Source organism: Lysinibacillus sp. FW301-JW8, assembly GCF_058788755.1.
In genome coordinates, this window is record NZ_JBYTBB010000034.1 from 34,022 (window position 1) to 56,007 (window position 21,986).

Genomic DNA, 21,986 nt, shown 5'->3' on the forward strand with positions numbered 1-21,986 from the left:
ATTATCCTCCTTTTTCAGAAAGATGAAAGGAGATGCCGATATTTTTTATTCGGAATCTCCTTGTTAATACTACTACCCAACGTTGATCCTACTGTGCTGCTTTCGCTAAGGCATTCGCACGTTCCTGCTCCCACTTTGCTAGCGCTTCTTTAAATTCATCATTGCTCATTGGTTTATCTAAAAGCTGTTGCCCCTTAAATTTCTCTGCTGTCACTCCAAATGGGGAATATTGAGCCTCGAAAGGATTTAATTTAGAGGCAACATAGCCGCTTCCTCCTACTGAATAAGGAATGACAAATGCCTCATCAATTATGAAAGCCTCAGCCTTCGCAAACAATTCATATCGTTTTGCTGTATCGATTGCCGATTTTGCTTCGTCCACTAAGTTTTGATATTTTGATTTGCCATTAGCTTCTATATAGCCTTCCGCTAGTTCTGGTTTATTGTAAGTTCCATCTACAGTAAATGGGTCCGTATACGTTGATGGATCAGCATAATCAGGTCCCCAGTTGGCTTCTAGCAATGCAAATTTACCAGGGCGACGAACTTCCGATAAAAAGCCTGTGGATGGTCCTGCCTCTACAATAATATCGATATAGTCTGTTCCTAATAATTTCTCAATTTGCTGTTCCACCACTTGAGAACGGTTAGCCCAATCTGGACTACCAGCATTATATGGCATTAACACTTTTACAGGGAATGTTGCCTTTCCTTCAAGTGCAGTCATTGCTTTTTCCTTGTATGCCAATGCCTGATCTTTTATAAAGGAATCCTGATTAGCAATATCCGCTAACGGTGCTAGTTGTGTATAATCAAGGCCATCTACATCAACAAAATTTTTAGGTGTAATTGTATTGCTAAGCAAATCTTTTGGATTATATGGTTCTAAAGTTAACATGGCAGAAACCCGATCAAGAGCATGGAATAAGGACTTACGGAAATCCTTGTTGTTGACTGCGACCTTCCAGTTGTTAGGCTCATACTCTGCATCAAATTGAGGATTGAAGTTTAGTGCATAGAAGTACGTATAGAAATTATTTTGCGTTTGACGAACTTGTGATTTTTTCTTTTCATCTTTGAACCATTCATCAATAATGGATGTTGGAATACTAGCCGAGTCGATTTCCCCTCGTAAAAATAATTCAGGTGCAACCGTAGCCGCTTCTTTATTGTATTTATAACGTATACGATCAATAAGCACATTGTCCTTATCCCAATACAATTCATTTTTTACAAGTACACGCTCATTTTGCGGTTCAAATTTGTCTAAAATATAGGATCCGTTATACAGGAAATTTTCATGTGTTGTTCCAAAGCTATCCCCTTTTTCCTCAATAAACTTTCCGTTTACTGGGAAGAAACAAACATAATTCAACATAGAAAGAAAATAAGGAGTAGGTGTTTCTAAAGTATATTCTACTGTATGTTCATCTGTTGCCTTTATGCCAACCTGCTTAAAATCCGTTAACTCACCGTTATAGAAGGCTTCCCCATTTTTAACAACCGTAGCAATCCACGCTGTTGATGATTCATTCTTTGCGTCCAGAACATAATGTAAGCCATCTACAAAATCTTGGGCAACAACATTCGAATATTCCTTCCCATCATGGGTAATCCACTTTGCATCTTCACGAAGCTTAAATGTCCATACCGTGGCATCATCATTGGAAGACCATTCCTTCGCTAGGCCAGGCTGTACGACACCATATTTATCATATTCAATTAATCCATCGACTAAGTTCGCTGCCACCGCAAACTCATTGGTTTCAGAGGTTTTTAAGTAATTTAACGTTTTTATTTCCCCTGAATAGACAACGCGATACTCTGATTTTTTTTCACTTGAAGAATCATCGCTACAGGCTGCACAAAGCAATGCGACAAGACATACCAAAAGCCACCAATACCTTTTCATCATAGGCATCCCCCTTAGTTTCTTTTTCGTCTCGCATAAATAAGCAGTTAGATTCACTCCACCTTCACGTTATAGGTAAGCCGTTAAAATGGAGCGATAAAACTGCTCATAATAGCACCTAAATTTTCATCATAATCACATTATTTTATTGTTGATATCTTGGATTATTTGATTTTTGCCCCTATTTTAAAAACAGTTGCTTGCCTAATTGAAGAGCGTGTCCAATTGCTCGACAAATTGCCAGAATTTATTCTCCTCTTTATAAATTTGCTTATGTTAGAAACTGTAAAATTCGAAGCACTTCATAAAAATCATCTGTGATAAATTCCACTGTATTATGAGGTTTAAATGTAGCATTAGGGTAAAAGGAATTGCGATATGCGCGTGTATGGTCACGATAAATAATTTCTAATTTAAAGTGTTCAGGTAAGGAAACTTGTAAGGAATTACGTGGAACTGTCATAGCCTCCTCCACTAGTCTTTTTGTTTCCTGAATGGCCAATTTAGGACTGACACTAATCGTTGCATTGCCGATTCCTTCTTTCGTGGCAAAAGTGACAATGTTTTCATTTATGGTCTGAATTTCTTCTGTTAGCCCAACATCCCCGCTAACAAACGAAACTGGAACCCCATGTAATGCTGCTGCATACGTATTAATGAGAAATTCGCTGGCATACTCCCCGTTAATTTTGACATCTGCAAACAAACACAGTGTATGGGCCAAAGGATTGCGCTCACTTCCCCCTTTACTGTGATAGCCAATGAAAATGGCTCGATCAAACGTTTTATCTAATCCTGCGACCATACACATTGGGTCATAGGTCCATCCACGAATAATCTTGCAATTACTGGGTAGATTTGAAATGTCTAAATTTCGAGCTGAATCATGTGCATCCTTTAATAATATTTCAGTAGCTCCGCCAGCAATTGCTCCCTCAATCGCAGCTTCAACCTCCAGTGTCATCTGTTTTTGGAAAAACTGATAATCTGGGGCATTTAGCTCCGTTTCACTCCATACTGTAGTCCCCGTAATTCCTTCAATATCTGCGCTTATATAAACCTTCATATAAAATTAAACTCCTTTACATAATGATTATGAATAACTGCCTGCACTGCTCCGTAAATCGCTGACTGTGCTTGAACTCTCCTAGCCCAAGCAATATTGTTGTAATCATAATGCCACCATTCCTCTGAGTAGTTGGTAAAACCCGCCATAGTCATGCAATTATAGAGAAGCCTTCTATAGATGCAGGCTTTGTGATTCTCATTTGGAAATTGTTCAAAATAACGTGTCACGGATTTTGCACTGATTTCATCAAAAGCTGTGCCAAGATTCAATGCATGACCATTTATATCCCCCAATGTGATATCGACAGCACCTCCTGTTAAATGGGGAACAAGATGAGCACAATCAAGGCTTGGAAAAGCAACATATCTTCGCGTTTCACTGTCAATTTCTTGTTCAGACAAATGCGGAAATCGTTGTGCAATCTCCTGTGCAAAATGTGTAAACAAATACTGCTGTACTTGGAAGGGACGATAGCCATCATATAACACTAAACTATATATTTTTGGCAATACCGAAAGCGCTTCTTGTAATCGCTCATAGACACCTTCACGTACATAGATCACCTGTAGGCTATTAGGTATCTTTTGTTGATGGTAAATGGGCTTGGTAAAAATTCTAGGATGCTGTCCTTCGATTTTAATTAGCGGCTCAAAGCTTTCACCCACAGCAATTTTCGATGAATGAAATAAAGCGTTATTAGCTGTAATCGGATGAAAAACGCTTTTCTTAATATGCATCACTCCAATCAAGCAAAAAACTAAATATTTTTCAGATAATTCAGTTTTATTACCTATATGCCGGTGACTAGATAAATAGTGAACAAATACATAATAATGGTTATTTTCTTATCATCAAACAATGGACGACAAAAATGACCACTAATAGTCAAAATTTATTCTTTTTCACTTTTTTATGGAGTTTATTCGTAGTTAGGGTTAATAATAACTGAAAAAATAAAATTGATGAAACAAAAAAAGCTATTGAACCATTTTCATGACTCAATAACTTTTATGAGCTACTACTTTTTGAAAAATGGATAGGCTTCTACTTTATGCCCATCTCTGCCTACTGTAGTTATTGCCTGTGATAAGGAATTCAAAATGGCTTCCTCTGTTGCCTCTGCCGCTGCCGTAAATAGTTGATTCATAATAGGGTGATCCTCGCGAAGCTGTGTACGTGTCTCCACAAGTAGATTTGATATATGAGGAATACAATGTGCAGTGGTAAAGCCAATAACAATATCACCACTACCATTGGAAAAATGGCTTCCTGTTCGACCAAGTCCAATACCACAGCGTTTGATAACACGAGTTAATTGACGACTGCTAAGTGGCGCATCCGTTGCCAGTACAATGATAATGGAGCCATCTGTTGGAGATATAGTCGATTGAGGAGATACAAATGTCTCAACATAACGTTGCGCTAAAAATTCTGTGCTTTGCCCAAAATTACTAAGCACCATACAGCCTATGGTATAGGTGATTGTCTCATAGTTGACAATGCGAGAAGAGGAGCCAATTCCTCCTTTATAGCCAAAACACATCATTCCTTTACCTGCCCCAATTGCTCCTTCCTGTGCAACCTCATTTGTTGCAATGCGAATCGCTTCTAAAGCATGCTCCGGTGTTACTGAACAGGCACGTATTGAATTTAAATAACTATCATTACATTCACCTACGATAATATTAATCGTTCCTGTTGATTTCCCTATATCAGGATTCATGTCAAGCATATATTGCAATGTTCCCTGTGTAACAGTGGGTACACCAAATGTATTAGTGAGCATAATAGGTGCTTCAATAACCCCCAGCTCATTTACCTGTATTAGTCCCGTTGTTTTTCCAAAACCATTTAAAACATAGCTTGCTCCTGTAATCTTTTGCTGAAATAAATTACCCTTATGCGGTAAAATGGCGGTTACACCTGTACATGCATATGCGCCATCTTGTGTTAATGCTTCATCAATTGTCATATGCCCCACACATACGTCTGCTACATCTGTAATGCAATTTTTTTCGCCAACGGGCAGCGTCCCAATTGATATGCCCCTATCCCGAATTTTACCAGGCAATTTTATTCCCCCTTTTGAATAGCTTGATTTACAGCAGCTTGGGCATGTATCATCGTTGTATCAAAAACAGGAATATCTACATCTTTCTGCTTGATTAATAATCCTATCTCTGTACAGCCTAGAATTACTCCTTGCGCACCTGACTGCACAAGGCTGTCAATTACTTGTAAATAATAATTTTTTGAAGAATCCTTAATTTCCCCTAAACACAATTCATCATAGATGATTCGATTGACCTCTGCTCGCTCCTCCTCCTGTGGAACAATTACTGTAATTCCGAAGGTTTCCACTTGAGCCTTATAGAAATCCTGCTCCATCGTATACTTTGTCCCTAGAAGAGCTATTTTTTGTAAACCCGTCTCTACTATTTTATGTGCTGTTGCATCGGCTATATGTAAAATAGGAATCGTAATCCTCTGCTGAATTGTATCAATTACCTTATGCATGGTATTGGTGCATATAACAATAAAACTTGCGCCAGCATTCTCCAAAGAGTAAGCGGCTTCCGCAAGCACCTCACCAGCCTTGTCCCACTCGCCCCTCGCTTGAAAATGTTCAATTTCCTGAAAATCTACACTGTACAATATACACTTTGCTGAATGTAAACCTCCTAACTGCCTTTTTACCTCTTCATTGAGTAGTCGATAATACTCCGAAGAAGATTCCCAGCTCATACCACCAATCAGTCCAATTGTATTCATATACTTCTCTCCTTTTCTATCATTATATATTAATTTAATCACAAAAAGGTATTTTGAAAGGAGGAAAGCTGATGGAATGGTTATCTACTATTGTCGATAACACAAACACAATATTTTGGACATATATTCTTATCATACTATTATTAGTAGCAGGATTATATTTTTCAGTCGGCACAAAATTTTTAAAAATTAGATTTTTTCCTGAAATATTCCAGTTAATTGTTGAGTCAGGAGCTCTCGATAAATCGCAAAAAAGTTTCGATAGATCATATAAAACTTTCGATAAATTCACAATTTTAATCGATAAAAAATTTTAAGCGTATTCGATTGATATATCGAATACGCTTCATTTGGACGATTGAATTTATTTTTTTAACTCCTTTATCTTCTTGACACGTCAAAGATGAGAGGAAGGTTAATATTTAAATGCCTGAATAGATTCTTGTAGGTCAATCGCCATTTTAGCCAAATGAGAAGAGGCTGCTGCAACTTCTTCCATCGCCGCGTTTTGTTCTTCAGATGATGCAGCGACACTTTGCACATTGCCGCTTGATTTCATGGATACCTCGCTAATATAGTCAATTTCTTTCACTAGTTTTTCAATATCTAGATAAATTGCTCGTATAGCTGCCGTGACAGCCTGTGTTTGTGCCTGCACGTCATTTATAGCCTCATCAATTGTTAAGAAATTATCTCTTGCCACATTCACTTTGTCCCTGCCAACCGTTACAGATTCATTACTATTACCCATGTCTTCCTCGATTATTCGAGTGCTTTCTGTAATTTGTGCAACGACTTTTTCTATATCTATAGCAGCTAAATTCGATTCATCTGCTAGTTTTCGAACCTCTTCTGCAACTACTGCAAAGCCCTTACCATGCTCACCGCTTCGTGCTGCTTCTATAGAGGCATTGATGGCTAATAAATTCGTTTGCGTGGCAATATTTTTAATAACATTCACTGCTGAAACAATCGCTGCCGTATTTTCATCTAAATCATTAACGCGTGTGCTTAGCTCTGCCGTATTATCTGAAATCTCATTCATTTGTTCAATAACATCCCGTACAGAGGAACGCCCTGAACTCGCCATGCTTTTCGTTTCCACCGTGGCACTATTAACATTATCAATACTTGAAGAAATCTCATTCATTTTTTTCAAGATATGTGAGGATAAATTTCGAACATCACTTGTTAGAGAGTCCTGCTGTTCAATCCCCTGTGCAATATCTTGAATGGATTCTGTCACCACTTCAGTCGCCTGCGTTACCTCAATACTGCTTGCTGTCAATTGCTCAGAGGTTGCTGCTACTTGTTCAGAGGATTGTCCAACTTGCTTCATCGTATGTCTCAATTTTTCTGACATTATATTAAAGGAATTCGCCAGTTGAGCAAACTCATCCTTTGTTTTAAATTGAAGGTGTGTTTGTAAATCACCATTTGAAAACTTATCCATTTCCACAACGGTTTGTTGAATATTTTTTGCAACCCTTCTGCCAAATACAGTTGCAATAATAATACTGATAAGCAGTGATATAATTGCCAATGCAGCAATTTCTTTACCACTTCTGTCTCCACCTTGCCTTGTTACCTCTATAAGGTTCTGCATATCTTTTTGCTGCGCTGTTGCCATTGTTTTTCCAAAGACAACTAATTTTTGCGAGCCTTCTCCTAATATTGGTAACGCAAGCTGTTGTGCTTGTTGATGCTCACCATTTTGAAATAGTGGGACTATTTTTTCATCAATTGGCTTTTCCCATTCATCTAATTGCTTTAAAAACTGTTCGAAGTCTGCATTTTTATAGCCAAGTTCTTCAATACGACGAATGGATTTATGTAAGGTATCACGAATTTCAAAATGATTGTTAAGCATTTCTTCCTTTCCATACAGCATATAGCCTCTTATGGCTGCGTTTGCTCGAACTGTTTGAAATGAAATATCCTGATATAAATCGATCAGTTCTGTTTTTTCTTGAATCTCTTTAAGCGTGTGTCGATTTTCATTTAAATAGTACATAGAAATACCTGTAATTAATAATAGAAAAATCAACACTAGCCCAAAAGCAAACTGCAATTTTCTTTCTACCGTTATCTTCATAAAGCTCCCTCTATTCTGCTATTGTCATAAGCTCTCTTGAGTATAGCCTATCTATAACTATTATCCTAGATGAAGTAAATCGAAAATCTTCATATAAAACTAATTTTTTACAATAAATAAACACATTTTAAAATTTCTTGACTTTTCAACGTTTCAATCAACTACCATGCTAAAAATATTGACTAATGATTTTAGTGCTATGTTTGCGGATAACTAGATAGCAGTGTAATACAAGCTTTTATATTCACATCAAACTATTGTTATATACGGTTTATTACACCAAAGGATTTCCGTGATATTTTAATGGTTTTATTTCCCTTTCCTTGATGGAATGACTTATACTAACGATGACTAGATATGGGAGGTCATCAATATGAGTAAACCAGATTTATATGTGAGCTTAGTAGTTGGTCCAGATTGTGATATAGAATCCATTGCTTTAAGATCTGTCTTGGAGTCATTTGGTGCAAGAGTGACGCTTCACTTAATTGGAAGACCCAATGATTTCATAGATGTACTATCAGGCCAAGATCTTGATCAAAAGCTGGATTATTTAATTCTTAATTTTCATGGTGATGAGGGGCGCTTTTGCATGCCAGAGCTAGGGGAAGATATTTATGAATTAAATGAACCAAGAGGAGCATTTTTTAGTTCACAAGAAGTCTTGCAATATTGTCAACTTCATGATGTGAAGGTGATTGCCTCTGGCTGTACATTAGGTGAAAAGCAATTAGCTTCTGTCTTTTTAGAAAGAGGCTGTCACTCCTATTTAGGTCCAGATGACTACATAGATGGCAATGCAAATTTAATGTTTTTAATTAGGTTTATGTATGAAATTATAGCGCATGGGAAAACACAGCAGGAGGCATATGATATCGCTAAATCTATAGATACAGAAACCTCCATGTATCAGCTTTATTCTTCATAATATCAAAAAATCGTAGCGATAAACAGCTACGATTTTCTTTATTGATGTTTTTTTACCATCGTATCTGTGAAATCCTGAGATTGCCCCCTTGGTATACTTAATGTTTGCCACTGTGAACCAGTTACTTGCTTCGCGATGTAAATAATTTGTCCGACATGCTGAGCATAATGTGACATTTGTCTTTCAATAGCATCAATCACCGAATGCTGCTCCCCCCTGATTGTAATAACTTTCTCTAAATCAGCTTCTGTTAATTGTTCAATAGCATCCAAAAAAACTTGCCATCCCTTTTCCCAGGTTGTCAAAATCTCTTCTACAGTAGTAAGATTATCAATAAATTCATCGTCTCGATTTCTCGTTGGTTTCTCGCCATCCGTTATTAAAAAATCAGTCCATCTGGATATCATGTTGCCACTAATATGCTTGACTATAACAGCAATGCTATTTGACTCTTCATTAATAGTCCAATGATATTGCTCATAATTTAACTGAGAAAGTGTTTTGTCCCCTTGCTCTTTGAGATTTTTAAACCTTTTACTAATCACATCTAAATAGATTTGTTCGAAGTTCATAAATATTCTCCCTTCTTCAAATGATGTCTATACAGTCAAGATTTAATGCAATTTTGTGTGACATCCAACAATCAGAGTACTCTGTCCCAATTTCATGTTCTTGAAGACAAATACGATTCATTCCATCAAGCCCATCGTATCCACAGCAGCCATTTAATCTTCTTTCATTAGAATGATAGTTACTATTTATTAAATCTTCCTTATGAATCAATATGATGGATTCTTGTTGATCCATAAACACACCATCACTTTTTACATAATATCCCTTTGGTACATAATTCTGTGCATCATTATTATTCAATAATTTATTATTCGTCAACTCCTTCAAACTTCTAGTTACTTCCATTCCACATGCTTTACACTTAGCTATCAACAACGAACCTCCCCTATTTCTTGAAGTTATCTATATTTTACAATATTTAACACGAAGAAAATAGACTTTTTTACATAAATTAAGTTGACTAATTACGACCAAGTATAATTAGATAGCCGATTTGAAAAACATAACCATTAATAGATCCATAAACGAAGCTCAACTATAAAAGATTATTTTTCTCCATAAAAAAAACCATCTCTTCATGTCGAGACGGTTTCCTTCTAGTTATTATAAATTTTCATCAATATATGTTTCGATATCAGACGCCATTGTATCGATGGGTACATCCTCAATATTTTTGGCATATCCAGTATACATTTTTACTAAAACCCCGTCTTTATCCACTAAGAAAAATTGATTACCATGAATCACTTGATCGGAATTAGGATCATCCTTTACCATAATTTTAGTTGATTTTACTGCGAATTGTTCAATATATTTTTGTGAATAACCAGTAAGGAGATTCCATTTTGATTCATCAGGTACATTATATTTGCTTAGATAATCTGCAAGTACCTCTGGCTTATCAACATCAGGATCCACTGAAAACGCAACAATCTGATAATCTTCCACGCCTTTTTTCTTCAGCTTTTCTTGAACCTGCGCCATATTAAAGGACATTGGCGGACAAATAGAAGTACAATTAGTGAAAATATACATCCCAATCCATGGTTTTCCTTTTAAACTCTTTAAAGAAACAGCTTCACCACGTTGGTTGACATGGTCAAAATCTGGCAGTGCTAAGTCATAATCTGCCTTAAATTTTGCATTTCCACATGCACTAAGTACAGTTGTTAGTATCAAAAGTAGTATAAATCCAATTATTTTATTTTTCATCTTAACACGCTCCCTACCTACATTACCCTCATCCTATCGTATGATCATAACGTTGACAAGGACTCCCAAGTGACAGCTTTCGGACATCTTTGTGAAATAGATTTCACTTTAAGGAAATAAGTGCATCATGAATCGCATCCAGCTTTACCTCTACTCGGTGCAACAAATAAAACGACACCATAATCGGAAAGCCTATATCCGATATCATGTTTAACCACTGCTCCATTTTTAAATTCCTCCTTCACAAATTAAAATTGAGTATTCTCCTGTTAAAAAAGGTCTTTGTAGTATAATCCCACAAAGACCTTTTCTTCATTATGCCATCACTAATTCAAGTTCCGTCACTTGGCGATCAATGATACGTGCTCCTTTTATGCTAACTAGAGTACCCGCTTGTCCTTCAAAAACATTTTTAGCGATAATCGTCTGCATAACTTGTTGAATCTCCGCAGTTGTAATTGTTGGCTTCGGTGCATCAATCGTAAGCACAGTTGTCTTCCCAATGGCTGTTTCAAATTGCAGTTCTAAAACTTGTGTCATCTTTTTTCCCTCCTTAGGATAAATCTGTTGTTTCTACTTTGGAAATGCTGTCCAATGGATGTGTAGATAGACTTGCAATGGCATTCGCCACGGCTACTAAATCCACTGTTGAATGCGAACCATTTACATTTCGGTATGTCTTCGTTGCGAACTTTGGCTCGTTTTGTTCATTGTAGCCAGTAACATACTTTAAACGAAGTGTTGCATTAACAAAATTTACGCTTGTCATAGATGTCACCCCCTTTCTTACACAATATATACGGACTTATTGCTAAAAGAGGGACATTAAGGATGAATTTTTTTTTGCTAGCTTTTATAATAGAGTGAGAGAAAGCAAAGAGGTGAACGATTTGTTAACAGGCTGGTTTTTATGGTTTATCTTGTTTTGGGTAGTCGTATTGATTACCTTTATGGGGATAGGTGGATTTTTTATGTTCCGCAAGTTTTTAAAGGCTTTACCAAAGCAGGATGGTAAATCGGATTTAGATTGGCAAGAGTTTTATTTAGATAAAACCATTCATTTATGGGGACAACCTGAGAAAGAGCTTTTATATGAACTTGTTAGCCCTGTCCCTGAGCTGTTTAGACAAGTAGCAAAGGAGAAAATTGCAGGGAAAATTGGCGAGCTCGCTTTAGAGGAAAAAGCGCCTGCCATTAACAATGACTTAATTATTCGTGGTTATATTCAAGCAACCCCTAAGCGTGATCATAAATTTTTACGCAAAAAATTAGCGGAAATGAAAATTGACATTACCCCCTATGAGCATCTATTTGATTAATGGTACGCTGCACAATGATTTTGTGCAGCGTTTTTCTACGAAAATAAATAATCACTTGACTGATGAATATTCTTAAAAAATAAATAGTGATTCTGTATGTAGTTTAATAAATGCCGATAGGAAAGCGACGGTCCTGTTCGGAGATAACTTTGATTAAAGGCTCTCTATTGGAAAGACAATTGGTACTTTACTATAAGCTTTTATTCATGATGTCAAGGTACAATGGATGATGTATTTATTCATATGGTCTGCGTTCTATTACAATTTTAAAAGAAAGCATCGTTAAATTTTTTTGTTCAAAATAGAAAGAAAAATAAAACCAAGCCGCTTTTCACAGAGGGCACTGAAAAAGTCGATTTGCCACAAAAATTGTGATGCAAATCGACTTTTTCAAATTTTCAAATCTAACAAAAGACAAATTTCTAATATAAATAAGTCAATTTTTTAGTTTTTCAGTGCCCTTCTTTTCACACGGCTTGGTTTTTACCATTTCAAACCCATTTCATTAATATTGAAATTGGTCTGTCACATCATATTCATAATTAATAGTCGCTCGTACATTAGTCATTTTAGAGGAAGCTGTTGCTTTGGCATTATATTTGAAATTCCACTTCTGAGCTGCCATAAATTGGTCTTGTAAAGATATTGTATACTGTCCATTTGTTGCGTTTGAAACAATAGCTGTATACCAAACATTTGTCTGTTCTGAACTAATTTTATGCAATACATTTCCTTGACTCGGTGTTTGCGTACTTGATGTCGTGATTGACTTAACAACTGCTTTATCTGGGATTGTTGCATTATTTCTTAAATCCATTGTGATCACAGTAGAGTCTACGCCATTTAGATTTAAACCTGTATTCCCTGAGTTTGTAGCTGTACCAGAAAAATTAAATATACCGCTACCTGATTTGGTACGCTCTAAGATTGAAATTGTAAAATACATATTGCCCGTATAATTTCCTCTACCTATCTTCACGTATACTGTTTGAGCGCTAGCAGCATCTGCCTTTGCAAAAATAAATGGTGTTAATGAAGCAGGATTGACTACAGCAGTTCCTTCATCAATTGGTTGCTGATTAGTATTAAATAATTCAATCTTCATCCCTTGATATTGGCTTTGATAGGAGCTTTTCACATACACTTTTTCACCAGCATTTAGTGTAAATTTAAAATAAGCTGCCTCCTCGTCTTCTGGTAAAATAGTTGTATCTATATTACTATATTTCCAATAACCCACCGAATAAGCAGTGGCAAAACTATTATTTCCTGTAATTGTACCCGCTGCTGACGTAGTTGTAGCTAAGGACAAGACAACAAACAAAGCTACGGTGAATCCTAGTAAATGCTTTGATATATTTTTCAACATAACAAATCCTCCTTTTGTTATTTTACCTATTATTTTCATGTTAATGGAATTTTATGTAAAGTTTATTTTCGAAAAAGGTTAATAAACCCATTATTTATTTTTATATCCAGTCGATACTAAAACTATAAAATAAAAACAGGAGTGATTAGTATGAAAATAAGTTCAAATCCACCATTTGTCCCAACAAATACGGCTACTAAAACAACTCCAATTGAAAAAGATACAACGGTTATTCAAAGCCGAAATGAGTATGAAAGCGAATCAGATAGACGTAGACAATTACACACAGAACATTATCAAAAAGTAACGGCGCAAAATAAAATGTTTCAAGATCCCAAACAACATATCATGGATAAGTATCATAATCCTCTCTCATCTTACTTTAGACATGACTTGACTGCTCAAGAAAGGGATATTGCTTCTAGTACCGAATTGACTTGGCTAAGGGCTGGTAAGGCAAATATGTCACACCTTGATGCAATCTTTCGTGACAAGCCACCCATTTATGACGATGTTGAGGTGGCGACCAAAAAAGCATTTAATCGCCAACAAATAAATGGGCAATTCCAACAACTATTGAGTCAGTATCAATTGACGATACCTAAAGATGCAAAATTAACATTTACCATTGACCCTAACACTTATAAATTGGGTGTTAGCGGGACAAAGGATTCAGAATTTGCTCGATTATTAGAAGAAGCGCTCAATTCCGCGAACAATGCCAAGCAACTATTTGCCCATATTATCAAAAGCCGTTCTGATGATTCGACACAATTAACACAAAAAAAATATGACAAATATAACCTTGTCCGTGAGATTCAAAATGTGACGGGTTATAATTTGAAAGATTTACAGGTAGTAGATAACAAGTTTGTAACGGAGGATGGAACAGATATTTTTGAAATTTACCAAAACAATTTGAAAAAAAATTCCTATGTATCGGATTGGGAGCGAGGCGTGCGGAATAGTCATTACGGTTCACAGTTAGCAGACCTTGCTAAACAGGGATTTGACTCGATACCTGATTTAATCTTGTCTATTGACTATGAAAATGGCTCTTTCCATGATGTAGGACAACGCGAAAGCTATGGAACAGGGAGAACAGATTGGATTGAGCAGTTGAGAACACACCGTTCTTCAATTTAGAAAAGAGCATACTTTACTATTAACTGCCAATATATACTGCACTTTATAAGACTTTATTGAGAAGTATTGTTGATAAATCATGTGATCATGGGGAAATCATCAGCATCTGAGGTTTTCAAAACTGGATTTTTACCAAAAATATCGTATTTTCACGTATGTTAATCTGAATGATACCATGGCTTTAATATGCATCTAAAATTTACTTCAAGGGTGCGAAATATGAGGTGGATTGTAGTGACGAGTTATACAAAGCTATGGAGATGCCATAACCAATCTAATGACAATCGTTCTTAGTTGCACCATGAAAATAAAATTATTGGGAGGATTTTATGGACATTAATAATCTCAGTACATTTAATACTATTACAAATCGCAATATGAATAATGTTGTAGTTACTGTTCCAATAAAAACCTCTTTATTTGCAACCGTATTTAATGACTTTTTGAAAGAAAAATCATTAGCAATAACTAATCCTAGTGATTTGAAGTCTTCATTGGAATTAGATCTTCTGGAGGACAAAGTTAATCAAACAGTTGAGCTTGAAGACAAGTATTGCTCGCTATGTGGTTCTATGATTGAAAATGATGGTAGTTGTCCGTTATGTATTGTGCCAATATTTATAACTGGTAACAGCAACCAATCATTTCAAAACCAAAATGTTTCACAAGTAAATAATTCTCATGTAGAGTTTGGAAGTAGAGTACACCACCTTATAGAAAGTAAAGAAAAATCAATAATTTCATATGATACCAATTTGAAATTTATGAAAAAAGCACCTATTTAGTTGAATGGGTGCTTCTTTGTGTCATTATTCAGTTCCAAACAATGTCTGTATAATTACTTACTTACTTCACCAAGCTCTAAATCTTGAATTGATTCTTCAAGACTTGTACGTTCTACAGGTGTTAGTTTGGTATAATCATTATCCCAAGCAAGTACAAGACGTTATATTATATAATATGTTAAATCTTGTTCGGATTCAGGTAATAAATTGAACATTTCTACTAGGCCGTGTCTAAAAACTAAAAAATCGGGTGCTACATATAAACTTTTTGTCCAATTATTCGTGATAAAACATTTTTAAAGCATAAAATATTCAAGTACTTGACGGAGGTTTATTGGTTGAGCTGATTGATACAATTTAGATTCATGAGAACAATGAAATTGCGATTCAGTTCAATTTTACTGACCAACATCAATCTTCCATCATGTATCGCCCAAACTGAAATATAGTTTAAAACCGTATCTGCAATTGCGTCGTATCTTGTTCTAGTAATAACTCTATACAATTATGATGTATACGAAAAGGATTGGATGCTGGTTCTATAATCATCCATCCAATGTCATCTAAAGTATCTCGCAAAGCCATAAGTCGTTGTAAAGTCATTTTCTATCCCTCACAAACGCAAATCTTCTATCACAACTGGCACATCTAATTTTTCAAGAAAAGCCAAACACGTATCAAAATAAGGTTGGTCTTTTGCTTCCTTTTCCAAGTAATTACCGCCAAACGTATGCGAATCCATCAACGTATCGAGCACTTGTAAAAAGAGTTCCTTTTGTTCATGTACTGACTGGGTGGATAGTTTCGGTAATGCTTTAATCAGTACCAATTCATCTTTATAATCTAGGAAAGTGGGTCTGGTTTTCAAAAAAGCAGCCAATTCTGCTAAAGTCATCTAAACATTCACCTCTTTTTTCTAGTTCACGACAAACTTGAACTTTTCTCCCTTGGCTTTTGTCGTGGCTGTTAAGAATGGATTCTAACAGCCCTAATATGTTTCATAAACCAGTTTGCTGTCTATATTGAATTTCCCATCAAAAGATACATAAATATAAAGTTGTCCCGCTGGAGAGTCACCTACATCATAGCCTAATTGTATTGTATCATCTGTGTTAAAAATCAATTCAACTAATAGTAAATTGCTTTTATCTTCCTCAGCATGTATTTCAGTAATCAAGTCTAGCGCACTGCTGTTTAGTCTATCCAAGTGATTCCACACTTTTTTGATAGTGGGCGATAACCGTTTAATCATTGCTTCTGTTCTTGCTGTCGTTTGAACAAAAATTTCCTGTTCCTTATAACTCCATGTCGACCGATAAAAAGTTGCAACATTATCATATTGAAACGTTCCAACACCTTGAATAACGTACATTGGCTCCATCATTAGATTGTCAGCGTAATTCAACTCTTCTAGCAATAGATTATATGACGTATCCAACTGAGTTAGTTTATTTTCTGAACAATATAGCTCGACCAATTGCACATTATGGCGAATATCTAGCTCTGTAATATGATTGTTGAAACATCTTAATCGTTGCAACATTGGATTTTGACTGACATCCAAATAGTTAAGGTGGTTATGATTGCAACGAACACTCTCTAATTTTAGACAATTCGTTATATCTAAAAGAAGTAAATAATTGTTTCCACAGTCAAGGTGGGTGAGCTCGGCATGATGCTTTAAATGTAGTGTTAATAAAGAATTATACCCACAGTTTAGTTCTTGCAGATGGTGATTTTGCTCCAAATGCAACGCCGAAAGCATATTCTGATAACACACCAAAGAAACAAGTTTGACATTGTGACTGACATCCAACTCTCGCATTCGGTTAAAGCCACAATCGACCTTTTCCAAAAAAGGATTGTTCATCAAATTCAAAGACGTGATTTGGTTTACAGTACAGTTTAGTATTTTCAAGAGAGGGTTATAGCTTACATCTAGTTGCGTTAGCTCATTATTTCTACAAGACAATTCTTCTAATTTTGACTGATTACTTATATCTAGTGACGTTATTTTGTTTGTACAACAAATAAGAGTTTGCAAATGATAGTTATAACGAGTATCCAGTTCAGTTAAATCATTGAATGCACAATCTAGTTCTTTGAGCGCTATAAAATGCTCAATACCTTGTAGACTAGTGTAATTGCGATTCCTCAGTTGTAAGGATTCAATTTGATTCACATCGCTAAATAAAATAGTTTTGCGATTGTTACAAAACGTTTCAAGTACATACGTTTTAAAGTTCTCATCAATGAAATCTTGTGTTATATCCATTATAATAAATCTCCACTTCCTGCTCACAGCAATCACAAGCAACGATTTCGCCTGTTTTAAAAATGTTGGCTTGGATTGGTTTGGCATATATTTAAATGTTGGTAATGGTGTTTTCATCTCAACTTCTTCCTGAATAATACATATTGCCATCTATGATTATCAATGGTAAGAAAGCTACTAAATGAAATATGTCTCAAATTCCCCTATATATACTAAGCCATTGTACAGTTTATTTTTATTAATCATTGTAAGCTGCGAATAAATATAATGAAATATTGCATTCACCTTTGCTAGTCCTTTTTCCATACAAATATCTCGTATGACGAACAATGTTTCCTGTCGAACAGATAAAATCTTTTTATACCCAAACACTTCGTCATATCAATTTTTACATGCCTCGTTTTCATCTATAATCCTAATATTCCCACTGAAAAAATCGTTGCAAACATATACACGATTCTTCCCAAGTCTGCTTGGAACAGTTTTGCACAATTTCTTGGATGGCTTCTCTTAATTTTTTAATATCAAACTCATCTATAATTAATGCTCTATTTCTTGCAATGACAAATTCATGTTGGCGACTTCTCAATGCCTCTGGAGTAGCTACCTTAACGTAAAACATATTGGAAGCTGTCTCGCCTTTTAGTCCAATCTCCAAATCCAAAGAAAAGAAAAGAAAACTTGCTCCAAACTATCAGGATATTCAATAAAACCTTGTAAATGTAAATTTTTTAATTCCCATTTAACCAACGCATTCCCCCCTATTTTTGCGATAACCCACTTGTAGAATACTAGCAATATATTCTCTGCTCAAAGGATAGACACGACATTTTATCTTCTAAAAATCAACCTCTTTCGCATGTCCATAAATCACAAAAAAACTGTCCTTCTCAACAAAAGGAATGGAGATCGATTCAAGCAAAGCTCGTAATTCTTCTGAGCAATCTTCAATGATTGGCGTAACTAGACGCCCCCTATATTGTCATTTAGAACTTTTTGATTTTCCAACTCTCTTTAATCTAAATCAGAATAAACAATGTACTGCTGGCATTCTAAGCATTGGAACAAATAGCCTTGATGTGAACCATTATTGCGTAAAGTAGCAGCTAACTCTTCATTTGTATCACCATCAAAATGCTCCAACTTCTCCGTAACCCCCATTTCCACAAGCTCATCCCACCCGACATAGCCAATAAACGCACAGTAATCCGTACAATGGGCTACCCAATTATTGCCTTGCCAACTAGCATAACCTGGTGTTCGATGTAATATCTCATCCGTGTAGGTCTCATTGTTAACAAGCTCTGAATTGAGCAAATCTTGCTGAAACTCGCCATGGAATTTTTCGGCAGCCTGCCCGCTATGAATACAGCTTGGGCAAAGATACTCTACTTCTGTCACCGCATAAATTCCACCTGTATAATAAATCTCCACTTCCTGCTCACAGCAATCACAAACAACGATTTCGCCTGTTTCAAAAATGTTGGCTTGGATTGGGTTTGGCATATATTTAAATGTTGGTAATGGTGTTTTCATCTGAACTTTTTCCTGAATAAGACATGGTAATAAAGGCTTTACATTTTGTGGATTGTCCATCCAATAGAGAATTGTACTGTATTTTTTCTTGTCTTTTTTACTGTGCATGTCCATAACAGATATAAAAATTTTGTATGCCTCATCATACATGTGCAACATACAGAAGATTTCGACAAGCAAGCGTAAATTTATCTCTGTTGGCTCTGCTTGTTGAACTTGCTCCTTTAATTCATGCATGGCATTAATTGCTTTGGCATTCTTCACATCAAATGCTTTTCTTTGTACTCGCCACTGTGCCATAAGATTTTCTGTCATTTCTCCATCCACCTCTCGACATATGATTTAATGATTTATCAAACCATTGCAAAAATACTTCTTTGTTGCTCGGATTTTTCTCTTTATCAAAAACCATTAAATCATAACTCACGATTCCCACCTCGATAAGAATATACGTTCTGTTTCGAGAATAACATACAAGTAACTTTTTTGAAAACTCATTTTTATCTACAGTCAACAAAATTAACTAGTTTTCCTCTCAAACATAAAAAGGTGTCTGGAAAATGGCACGTATACCAGACACTTCGTTGATTAAATGCTGTACAATGATGAAGCAATCTCTTTCCATTATACAGTGTATTGAAAAGGACGTTTCATCTATGCTTTACTTGCAATTATTAATATTCATTTTGTAACAAACTTCTCTCTATGCGAAGAATTCATATATTGTATTATTTGAAGGAATCGAGGAAAAAACGATGATTACAAAAGAAAAAAGGTTCTTAGACTTCACCTATAAAGATTAGTGGAGCTATCCATCACTTTTGATGTTCTATCCTATGTATCGGTAGTGCTATCAAACATTTCAATGATTCTATCCGTCCCCCAAAAACGATAAAAAGCCTGCACTAAACACTAGTGTAGGCTTTCCATTACAAATTTTTAAAAGGAATGGTTTTTTTAACTTTGATAAATTGAACAAGCATGGCAATTCGCCAAGGAACTAACATAGCAAAGGCCAAAATCCAAAACATTCCTGCTAGCTCACCAACATCAATGGAGCTACTTAATATCATTTTCGCCACAACTCGGAACACTAATAGCCCAATTAAAATAAAAACGAAGGCTTTTGAACGTTTTAAATAAATATCTTGTCCCTTTACTTCAAATTTTGAAGTGGCGATTAGTATTGTTGAGAACACCATCCCGACTGCTGATGCTTCTAAAATTTGCATAGGCGGCACACGGAATTGTTCAAATAAAAACATTAACGCACCTGAAGACATTGCGATAGGTGGAATGATAATTTTCTTCTCATTTGTTGGTTTTTTGGATGCTCTCATACGTATTACCATGACAAAGCTACCCATTAAAATGGCCATTATGGTCGAACCTATAACATAATAGTGAGAAGGGATATTGCTTAACATAAAAAATCCTCCTCTAATGTCAATTTAACAATTTTGTCCAAGCAATTGATCTACTACAGCTTTCAATCTTTCTGGCTCAAATGGTTTTGTAATAAAATCTTTCGCACCACTTTCAATCGCTTCCACAATTAACTTTTGTTGACCTAAAGCAGTAATCATAATTATTTTTGCATTTGGAAATTCAGGGATGATTTTTTTTACTGCCGCAATACCTGTCATAACGGGCATCGTTACATCCATCGTGACAAGATCTGGTTGCAACTCTCGATACATCGCTACAGCTTCCTTACCATTGGCTGCCTTGCCGACTACCTCATAACCCCACTCAGTAAACATATTACTTATTGCAACACGCATAAATAGTGTATCATCCACTACCAAAACTGTAGGCATCTGTTCATCTCCCTCCACGTTAAAGTACGGTATGCCTCTTTAGTTTAGCAGATTAGAAGCCTGTAAATCCACCGAAAATAGGCTGTAACAAGCGTGTAATATACGTTAATCCATCAAAGAATAACAATATTCCAACGGCAATCATTATATAACCACCGATTTTAACTATTTTTTGACTGTGTGTACGAATCCAAGTCATACGTGAAATAAAGAACGATAACACGAAGAATGGAATCGCAAAGCCTAAATAATAAGCAAGCATATAGCTAAAGCCTGCACCAGGGTTTGTACTAGCTAACATAATAATCGACGCTAAAATTGGACCTGTACATGGTGTCCAGCCAGCCGCAAAGGCTATCCCGATTAGAACAGACCCCAGATAACCAGATGGTCGATTTTTAAATTGGAATTTACGATCCTTCATTAAAAGGTCAATTTGTAGTAAACCTACAATCATTAAACCAAATACGACGATTAAAATAGCACCAACCTGACGTAATAAGGTTTGATAATTAAGGAAGAACTCTGCTGCTAATGATGCTCCTAGTCCTATCATAATAAAGATAATTGAAAATCCTAGTAAAAAGAACAAGGTGTGAAAAACAGCACGTTTTTGCATCATGCCTCGTTCAGATTTTAGCTCATCTAAAGTCATACCCGTTATGTATGATAAAAATGCTGGATACAGTGGAAGGGTACATGGTGATATAAAGCTTAAAAACCCTGCACCGAAAGCTAAAAATACGTTAATATCAGTTCCCATATTTTCTCATTCGCTCCTTACAGTTACTGCCTCCATCGTACCAAAAATCACTGTAAAATGCGCCCTTCCTGATTGTGAACGTTTCATGGCAATAAAGTGTTATAAAAGTGAATTATCCTAATACTCTTACACACAATTTCCCAATCAACCTCAGTAACATAGATGTAAATGTTCGTGTACTTATGCATTATGCCTTCCGCTTGCATAATCTGTCAACAAAATTCGCGTTATTTCTACAAACATAATTTCCCATTTAAAAGAACCATAGCAGCAAGAGCTATGGTCATGTTGTTGAAATACTATTATGTCAATGAAATCAAGGTGACAAATTAAAAAGTATAGCCCTTTTTCAAAACGAGGGGTTGATCTCCGTTCCGACTGAGTGCTTTGTTGCTGTCGCTTCGCTTTCGCA

General features: G+C 35.8%; 27 protein-coding genes and 1 pseudogene. 5 read left to right on the top strand and 23 right to left on the bottom strand.

Annotation, left to right across the window (positions count from 1 at the left end):
• Positions 1-88: 88 nt before the first annotated feature.
• The 5 genes from AC3WOM_RS14605 to AC3WOM_RS14625 form a co-directional block, all read right to left on the bottom strand.
• Positions 89-1,912, bottom strand: coding sequence for a peptide ABC transporter substrate-binding protein (locus tag AC3WOM_RS14605; RefSeq protein WP_492447386.1), 1,824 nt, complete (start codon positions 1,910-1,912; stop codon positions 89-91).
• Between the two features lie 271 nt (positions 1,913-2,183).
• On the bottom strand, positions 2,184-2,978 hold the full coding sequence (locus tag AC3WOM_RS14610; protein ID WP_427545594.1) for a M55 family metallopeptidase: 795 nt from the start codon (positions 2,976-2,978) through the stop codon (positions 2,184-2,186).
• A complete protein-coding gene (locus AC3WOM_RS14615) occupies positions 2,975-3,718 on the bottom strand; it encodes a M15 family metallopeptidase (RefSeq protein WP_427545592.1) in 744 nt (247 codons plus the stop codon). Before AC3WOM_RS14615 ends, AC3WOM_RS14610 begins: the two co-directional genes overlap by 4 nt.
• A 281-nt stretch (positions 3,719-3,999) precedes the next feature.
• The gene (locus AC3WOM_RS14620; protein WP_492447368.1) at positions 4,000-5,052 is read right to left on the bottom strand and encodes a P1 family peptidase; all 1,053 of its coding nucleotides are present in this window, start codon (positions 5,050-5,052) and stop codon (positions 4,000-4,002) included.
• 2 nt (positions 5,053-5,054) lie between these two features.
• Entirely contained in the window at positions 5,055-5,753 is a 699-nt protein-coding gene (locus tag AC3WOM_RS14625; RefSeq protein WP_492447369.1) for an aspartate/glutamate racemase family protein, read from the bottom strand.
• A 71-nt stretch (positions 5,754-5,824) separates the two neighbouring features.
• On the opposite strand from AC3WOM_RS14625, the gene AC3WOM_RS14630 reads away from it, so the two are divergent.
• Entirely contained in the window at positions 5,825-6,070 is a 246-nt protein-coding gene (locus tag AC3WOM_RS14630; RefSeq protein WP_492447370.1) for an alanine:cation symporter family protein, read from the top strand.
• Between the two features lie 98 nt (positions 6,071-6,168).
• Here the strand turns inward: AC3WOM_RS14630 and AC3WOM_RS14635 are convergent, their stop codons facing one another.
• The gene (locus AC3WOM_RS14635; RefSeq protein WP_492447371.1) at positions 6,169-7,848 is read right to left on the bottom strand and encodes a methyl-accepting chemotaxis protein; all 1,680 of its coding nucleotides are present in this window, start codon (positions 7,846-7,848) and stop codon (positions 6,169-6,171) included.
• Positions 7,849-8,221: 373 nt separating this feature from the next.
• Between AC3WOM_RS14635 and AC3WOM_RS14640 the strand changes: the two genes are divergently transcribed.
• Positions 8,222-8,776, top strand: coding sequence for a delta-aminolevulinic acid dehydratase (locus AC3WOM_RS14640; protein WP_427545583.1), 555 nt, complete (start codon positions 8,222-8,224; stop codon positions 8,774-8,776).
• A gap of 38 nt (positions 8,777-8,814) precedes the next feature.
• Here the strand turns inward: AC3WOM_RS14640 and AC3WOM_RS14645 are convergent, their stop codons facing one another.
• From AC3WOM_RS14645 to AC3WOM_RS14670, 6 genes are all read right to left on the bottom strand, one after another.
• On the bottom strand, positions 8,815-9,348 hold the full coding sequence (locus AC3WOM_RS14645) for a DUF1572 family protein (RefSeq protein ID WP_492447372.1): 534 nt from the start codon (positions 9,346-9,348) through the stop codon (positions 8,815-8,817).
• A 16-nt stretch (positions 9,349-9,364) separates the two neighbouring features.
• On the bottom strand, positions 9,365-9,721 hold the full coding sequence (locus tag AC3WOM_RS14650; protein ID WP_427545579.1) for a hypothetical protein: 357 nt from the start codon (positions 9,719-9,721) through the stop codon (positions 9,365-9,367).
• A 231-nt stretch (positions 9,722-9,952) separates the two neighbouring features.
• Positions 9,953-10,561, bottom strand: coding sequence for an SCO family protein (locus tag AC3WOM_RS14655; RefSeq protein WP_427545577.1), 609 nt, complete (start codon positions 10,559-10,561; stop codon positions 9,953-9,955).
• Between the two features lie 103 nt (positions 10,562-10,664).
• Positions 10,665-10,787, bottom strand: a complete 123-nt coding sequence (locus tag AC3WOM_RS14660) for a YvrJ family protein (RefSeq protein WP_427545575.1) — start codon at positions 10,785-10,787, stop codon at positions 10,665-10,667.
• An 89-nt stretch (positions 10,788-10,876) separates the two neighbouring features.
• A complete protein-coding gene (locus tag AC3WOM_RS14665) occupies positions 10,877-11,101 on the bottom strand; it encodes a DUF2922 domain-containing protein (RefSeq protein ID WP_427545573.1) in 225 nt (74 codons plus the stop codon).
• A 13-nt stretch (positions 11,102-11,114) separates the two neighbouring features.
• On the bottom strand, positions 11,115-11,330 hold the full coding sequence (locus AC3WOM_RS14670) for a DUF1659 domain-containing protein (RefSeq protein ID WP_492447373.1): 216 nt from the start codon (positions 11,328-11,330) through the stop codon (positions 11,115-11,117).
• 121 nt (positions 11,331-11,451) lie between these two features.
• Between AC3WOM_RS14670 and AC3WOM_RS14675 the strand changes: the two genes are divergently transcribed.
• Positions 11,452-11,880, top strand: a complete 429-nt coding sequence (locus AC3WOM_RS14675) for a DUF2621 domain-containing protein (RefSeq protein ID WP_427545569.1) — start codon at positions 11,452-11,454, stop codon at positions 11,878-11,880.
• 505 nt (positions 11,881-12,385) lie between these two features.
• On the opposite strand, the gene AC3WOM_RS14680 is transcribed toward AC3WOM_RS14675, so the two are convergent.
• Entirely contained in the window at positions 12,386-13,249 is an 864-nt protein-coding gene (locus AC3WOM_RS14680; protein WP_492447374.1) for a hypothetical protein, read from the bottom strand.
• A 150-nt stretch (positions 13,250-13,399) separates the two neighbouring features.
• On the opposite strand from AC3WOM_RS14680, the gene AC3WOM_RS14685 reads away from it, so the two are divergent.
• Positions 13,400-14,395, top strand: coding sequence for a DUF4885 family protein (locus AC3WOM_RS14685; RefSeq protein ID WP_492447375.1), 996 nt, complete (start codon positions 13,400-13,402; stop codon positions 14,393-14,395).
• 329 nt (positions 14,396-14,724) lie between these two features.
• Entirely contained in the window at positions 14,725-15,180 is a 456-nt protein-coding gene (locus AC3WOM_RS14690; RefSeq protein WP_492447376.1) for a hypothetical protein, read from the top strand.
• Between the two features lie 450 nt (positions 15,181-15,630).
• Here the strand turns inward: AC3WOM_RS14690 and AC3WOM_RS14695 are convergent, their stop codons facing one another.
• The 10 genes and pseudogenes from AC3WOM_RS14695 to AC3WOM_RS14740 all read right to left on the bottom strand — a co-directional run.
• Entirely contained in the window at positions 15,631-15,783 is a 153-nt protein-coding gene (locus AC3WOM_RS14695) for a hypothetical protein (RefSeq protein WP_492447377.1), read from the bottom strand.
• 10 nt (positions 15,784-15,793) lie between these two features.
• Entirely contained in the window at positions 15,794-16,075 is a 282-nt protein-coding gene (locus AC3WOM_RS14700) for a hypothetical protein (protein ID WP_492447378.1), read from the bottom strand.
• Between the two features lie 93 nt (positions 16,076-16,168).
• Positions 16,169-17,572: a leucine-rich repeat domain-containing protein gene (locus AC3WOM_RS14705; protein ID WP_492447379.1), complete on the bottom strand. Its 1,404-nt coding sequence runs from the start codon at positions 17,570-17,572 to the stop codon at positions 16,169-16,171.
• A gap of 298 nt (positions 17,573-17,870) precedes the next feature.
• Entirely contained in the window at positions 17,871-18,077 is a 207-nt protein-coding gene (locus AC3WOM_RS14710) for an Imm8 family immunity protein (protein ID WP_492447380.1), read from the bottom strand.
• A gap of 216 nt (positions 18,078-18,293) precedes the next feature.
• A pseudogene (locus tag AC3WOM_RS14715) lies at positions 18,294-18,422 on the bottom strand (DUF6678 family protein); the annotation flags it as partial.
• A 47-nt stretch (positions 18,423-18,469) separates the two neighbouring features.
• Positions 18,470-19,306, bottom strand: a complete 837-nt coding sequence (locus AC3WOM_RS14720) for a CbrC family protein (RefSeq protein ID WP_492447381.1) — start codon at positions 19,304-19,306, stop codon at positions 18,470-18,472.
• 614 nt (positions 19,307-19,920) lie between these two features.
• Complete coding sequence (locus tag AC3WOM_RS14725) at positions 19,921-20,418, bottom strand: CcdC family protein (protein ID WP_427545549.1); 498 nt, start codon at positions 20,416-20,418, stop codon at positions 19,921-19,923.
• Between the two features lie 24 nt (positions 20,419-20,442).
• Complete coding sequence (locus AC3WOM_RS14730; RefSeq protein WP_427545547.1) at positions 20,443-20,811, bottom strand: response regulator; 369 nt, start codon at positions 20,809-20,811, stop codon at positions 20,443-20,445.
• Positions 20,812-20,863: 52 nt separating this feature from the next.
• Complete coding sequence (locus AC3WOM_RS14735; RefSeq protein WP_492447382.1) at positions 20,864-21,574, bottom strand: cytochrome c biogenesis CcdA family protein; 711 nt, start codon at positions 21,572-21,574, stop codon at positions 20,864-20,866.
• A gap of 180 nt (positions 21,575-21,754) precedes the next feature.
• On the bottom strand, positions 21,755-21,986 hold a 232-nt coding region (locus tag AC3WOM_RS14740; RefSeq protein WP_492447383.1), incomplete at its 5' end, for a hypothetical protein.

Excerpts from the sequence above, each read along its gene's own strand:
- AC3WOM_RS14680 (WP_492447374.1), bottom strand. The coding sequence starts at position 13,249 with ATGTTGAAAAATATATCAAAGCATTTACTAGGATTCACCGTAGCTTTG.
- AC3WOM_RS14670 (WP_492447373.1), bottom strand. The coding sequence starts at position 11,330 with ATGACAAGCGTAAATTTTGTTAATGCAACACTTCGTTTAAAGTATGTT.
- AC3WOM_RS14685 (WP_492447375.1), top strand. The coding sequence starts at position 13,400 with ATGAAAATAAGTTCAAATCCACCATTTGTCCCAACAAATACGGCTACT.
- AC3WOM_RS14725 (WP_427545549.1), bottom strand. The coding sequence starts at position 20,418 with ATGTTAAGCAATATCCCTTCTCACTATTATGTTATAGGTTCGACCATA.
- AC3WOM_RS14665 (WP_427545573.1), bottom strand. The coding sequence starts at position 11,101 with ATGACACAAGTTTTAGAACTGCAATTTGAAACAGCCATTGGGAAGACA.
- AC3WOM_RS14655 (WP_427545577.1), bottom strand. The coding sequence starts at position 10,561 with ATGAAAAATAAAATAATTGGATTTATACTACTTTTGATACTAACAACT.
- AC3WOM_RS14635 (WP_492447371.1), bottom strand. The coding sequence starts at position 7,848 with ATGAAGATAACGGTAGAAAGAAAATTGCAGTTTGCTTTTGGGCTAGTG.
- AC3WOM_RS14605 (WP_492447386.1), bottom strand. The coding sequence starts at position 1,912 with ATGAAAAGGTATTGGTGGCTTTTGGTATGTCTTGTCGCATTGCTTTGT.
- AC3WOM_RS14735 (WP_492447382.1), bottom strand. The coding sequence starts at position 21,574 with ATGGGAACTGATATTAACGTATTTTTAGCTTTCGGTGCAGGGTTTTTA.
- AC3WOM_RS14730 (WP_427545547.1), bottom strand. The coding sequence starts at position 20,811 with ATGCCTACAGTTTTGGTAGTGGATGATACACTATTTATGCGTGTTGCA.
- AC3WOM_RS14625 (WP_492447369.1), bottom strand. The coding sequence starts at position 5,753 with ATGAATACAATTGGACTGATTGGTGGTATGAGCTGGGAATCTTCTTCG.
- AC3WOM_RS14690 (WP_492447376.1), top strand. The coding sequence starts at position 14,725 with ATGGACATTAATAATCTCAGTACATTTAATACTATTACAAATCGCAAT.
- AC3WOM_RS14660 (WP_427545575.1), bottom strand. The coding sequence starts at position 10,787 with ATGGAGCAGTGGTTAAACATGATATCGGATATAGGCTTTCCGATTATG.
- AC3WOM_RS14720 (WP_492447381.1), bottom strand. The coding sequence starts at position 19,306 with ATGACAGAAAATCTTATGGCACAGTGGCGAGTACAAAGAAAAGCATTT.
- AC3WOM_RS14630 (WP_492447370.1), top strand. The coding sequence starts at position 5,825 with ATGGAATGGTTATCTACTATTGTCGATAACACAAACACAATATTTTGG.
- AC3WOM_RS14695 (WP_492447377.1), bottom strand. The coding sequence starts at position 15,783 with ATGACTTTACAACGACTTATGGCTTTGCGAGATACTTTAGATGACATT.
- AC3WOM_RS14710 (WP_492447380.1), bottom strand. The coding sequence starts at position 18,077 with ATGTTTTACGTTAAGGTAGCTACTCCAGAGGCATTGAGAAGTCGCCAA.
- AC3WOM_RS14645 (WP_492447372.1), bottom strand. The coding sequence starts at position 9,348 with ATGAACTTCGAACAAATCTATTTAGATGTGATTAGTAAAAGGTTTAAA.
- AC3WOM_RS14615 (WP_427545592.1), bottom strand. The coding sequence starts at position 3,718 with ATGCATATTAAGAAAAGCGTTTTTCATCCGATTACAGCTAATAACGCT.
- AC3WOM_RS14700 (WP_492447378.1), bottom strand. The coding sequence starts at position 16,075 with ATGACTTTAGCAGAATTGGCTGCTTTTTTGAAAACCAGACCCACTTTC.
- AC3WOM_RS14610 (WP_427545594.1), bottom strand. The coding sequence starts at position 2,978 with ATGAAGGTTTATATAAGCGCAGATATTGAAGGAATTACGGGGACTACA.
- AC3WOM_RS14705 (WP_492447379.1), bottom strand. The coding sequence starts at position 17,572 with ATGAAAACACCATTACCAACATTTAAATATATGCCAAACCAATCCAAG.
- AC3WOM_RS14640 (WP_427545583.1), top strand. The coding sequence starts at position 8,222 with ATGAGTAAACCAGATTTATATGTGAGCTTAGTAGTTGGTCCAGATTGT.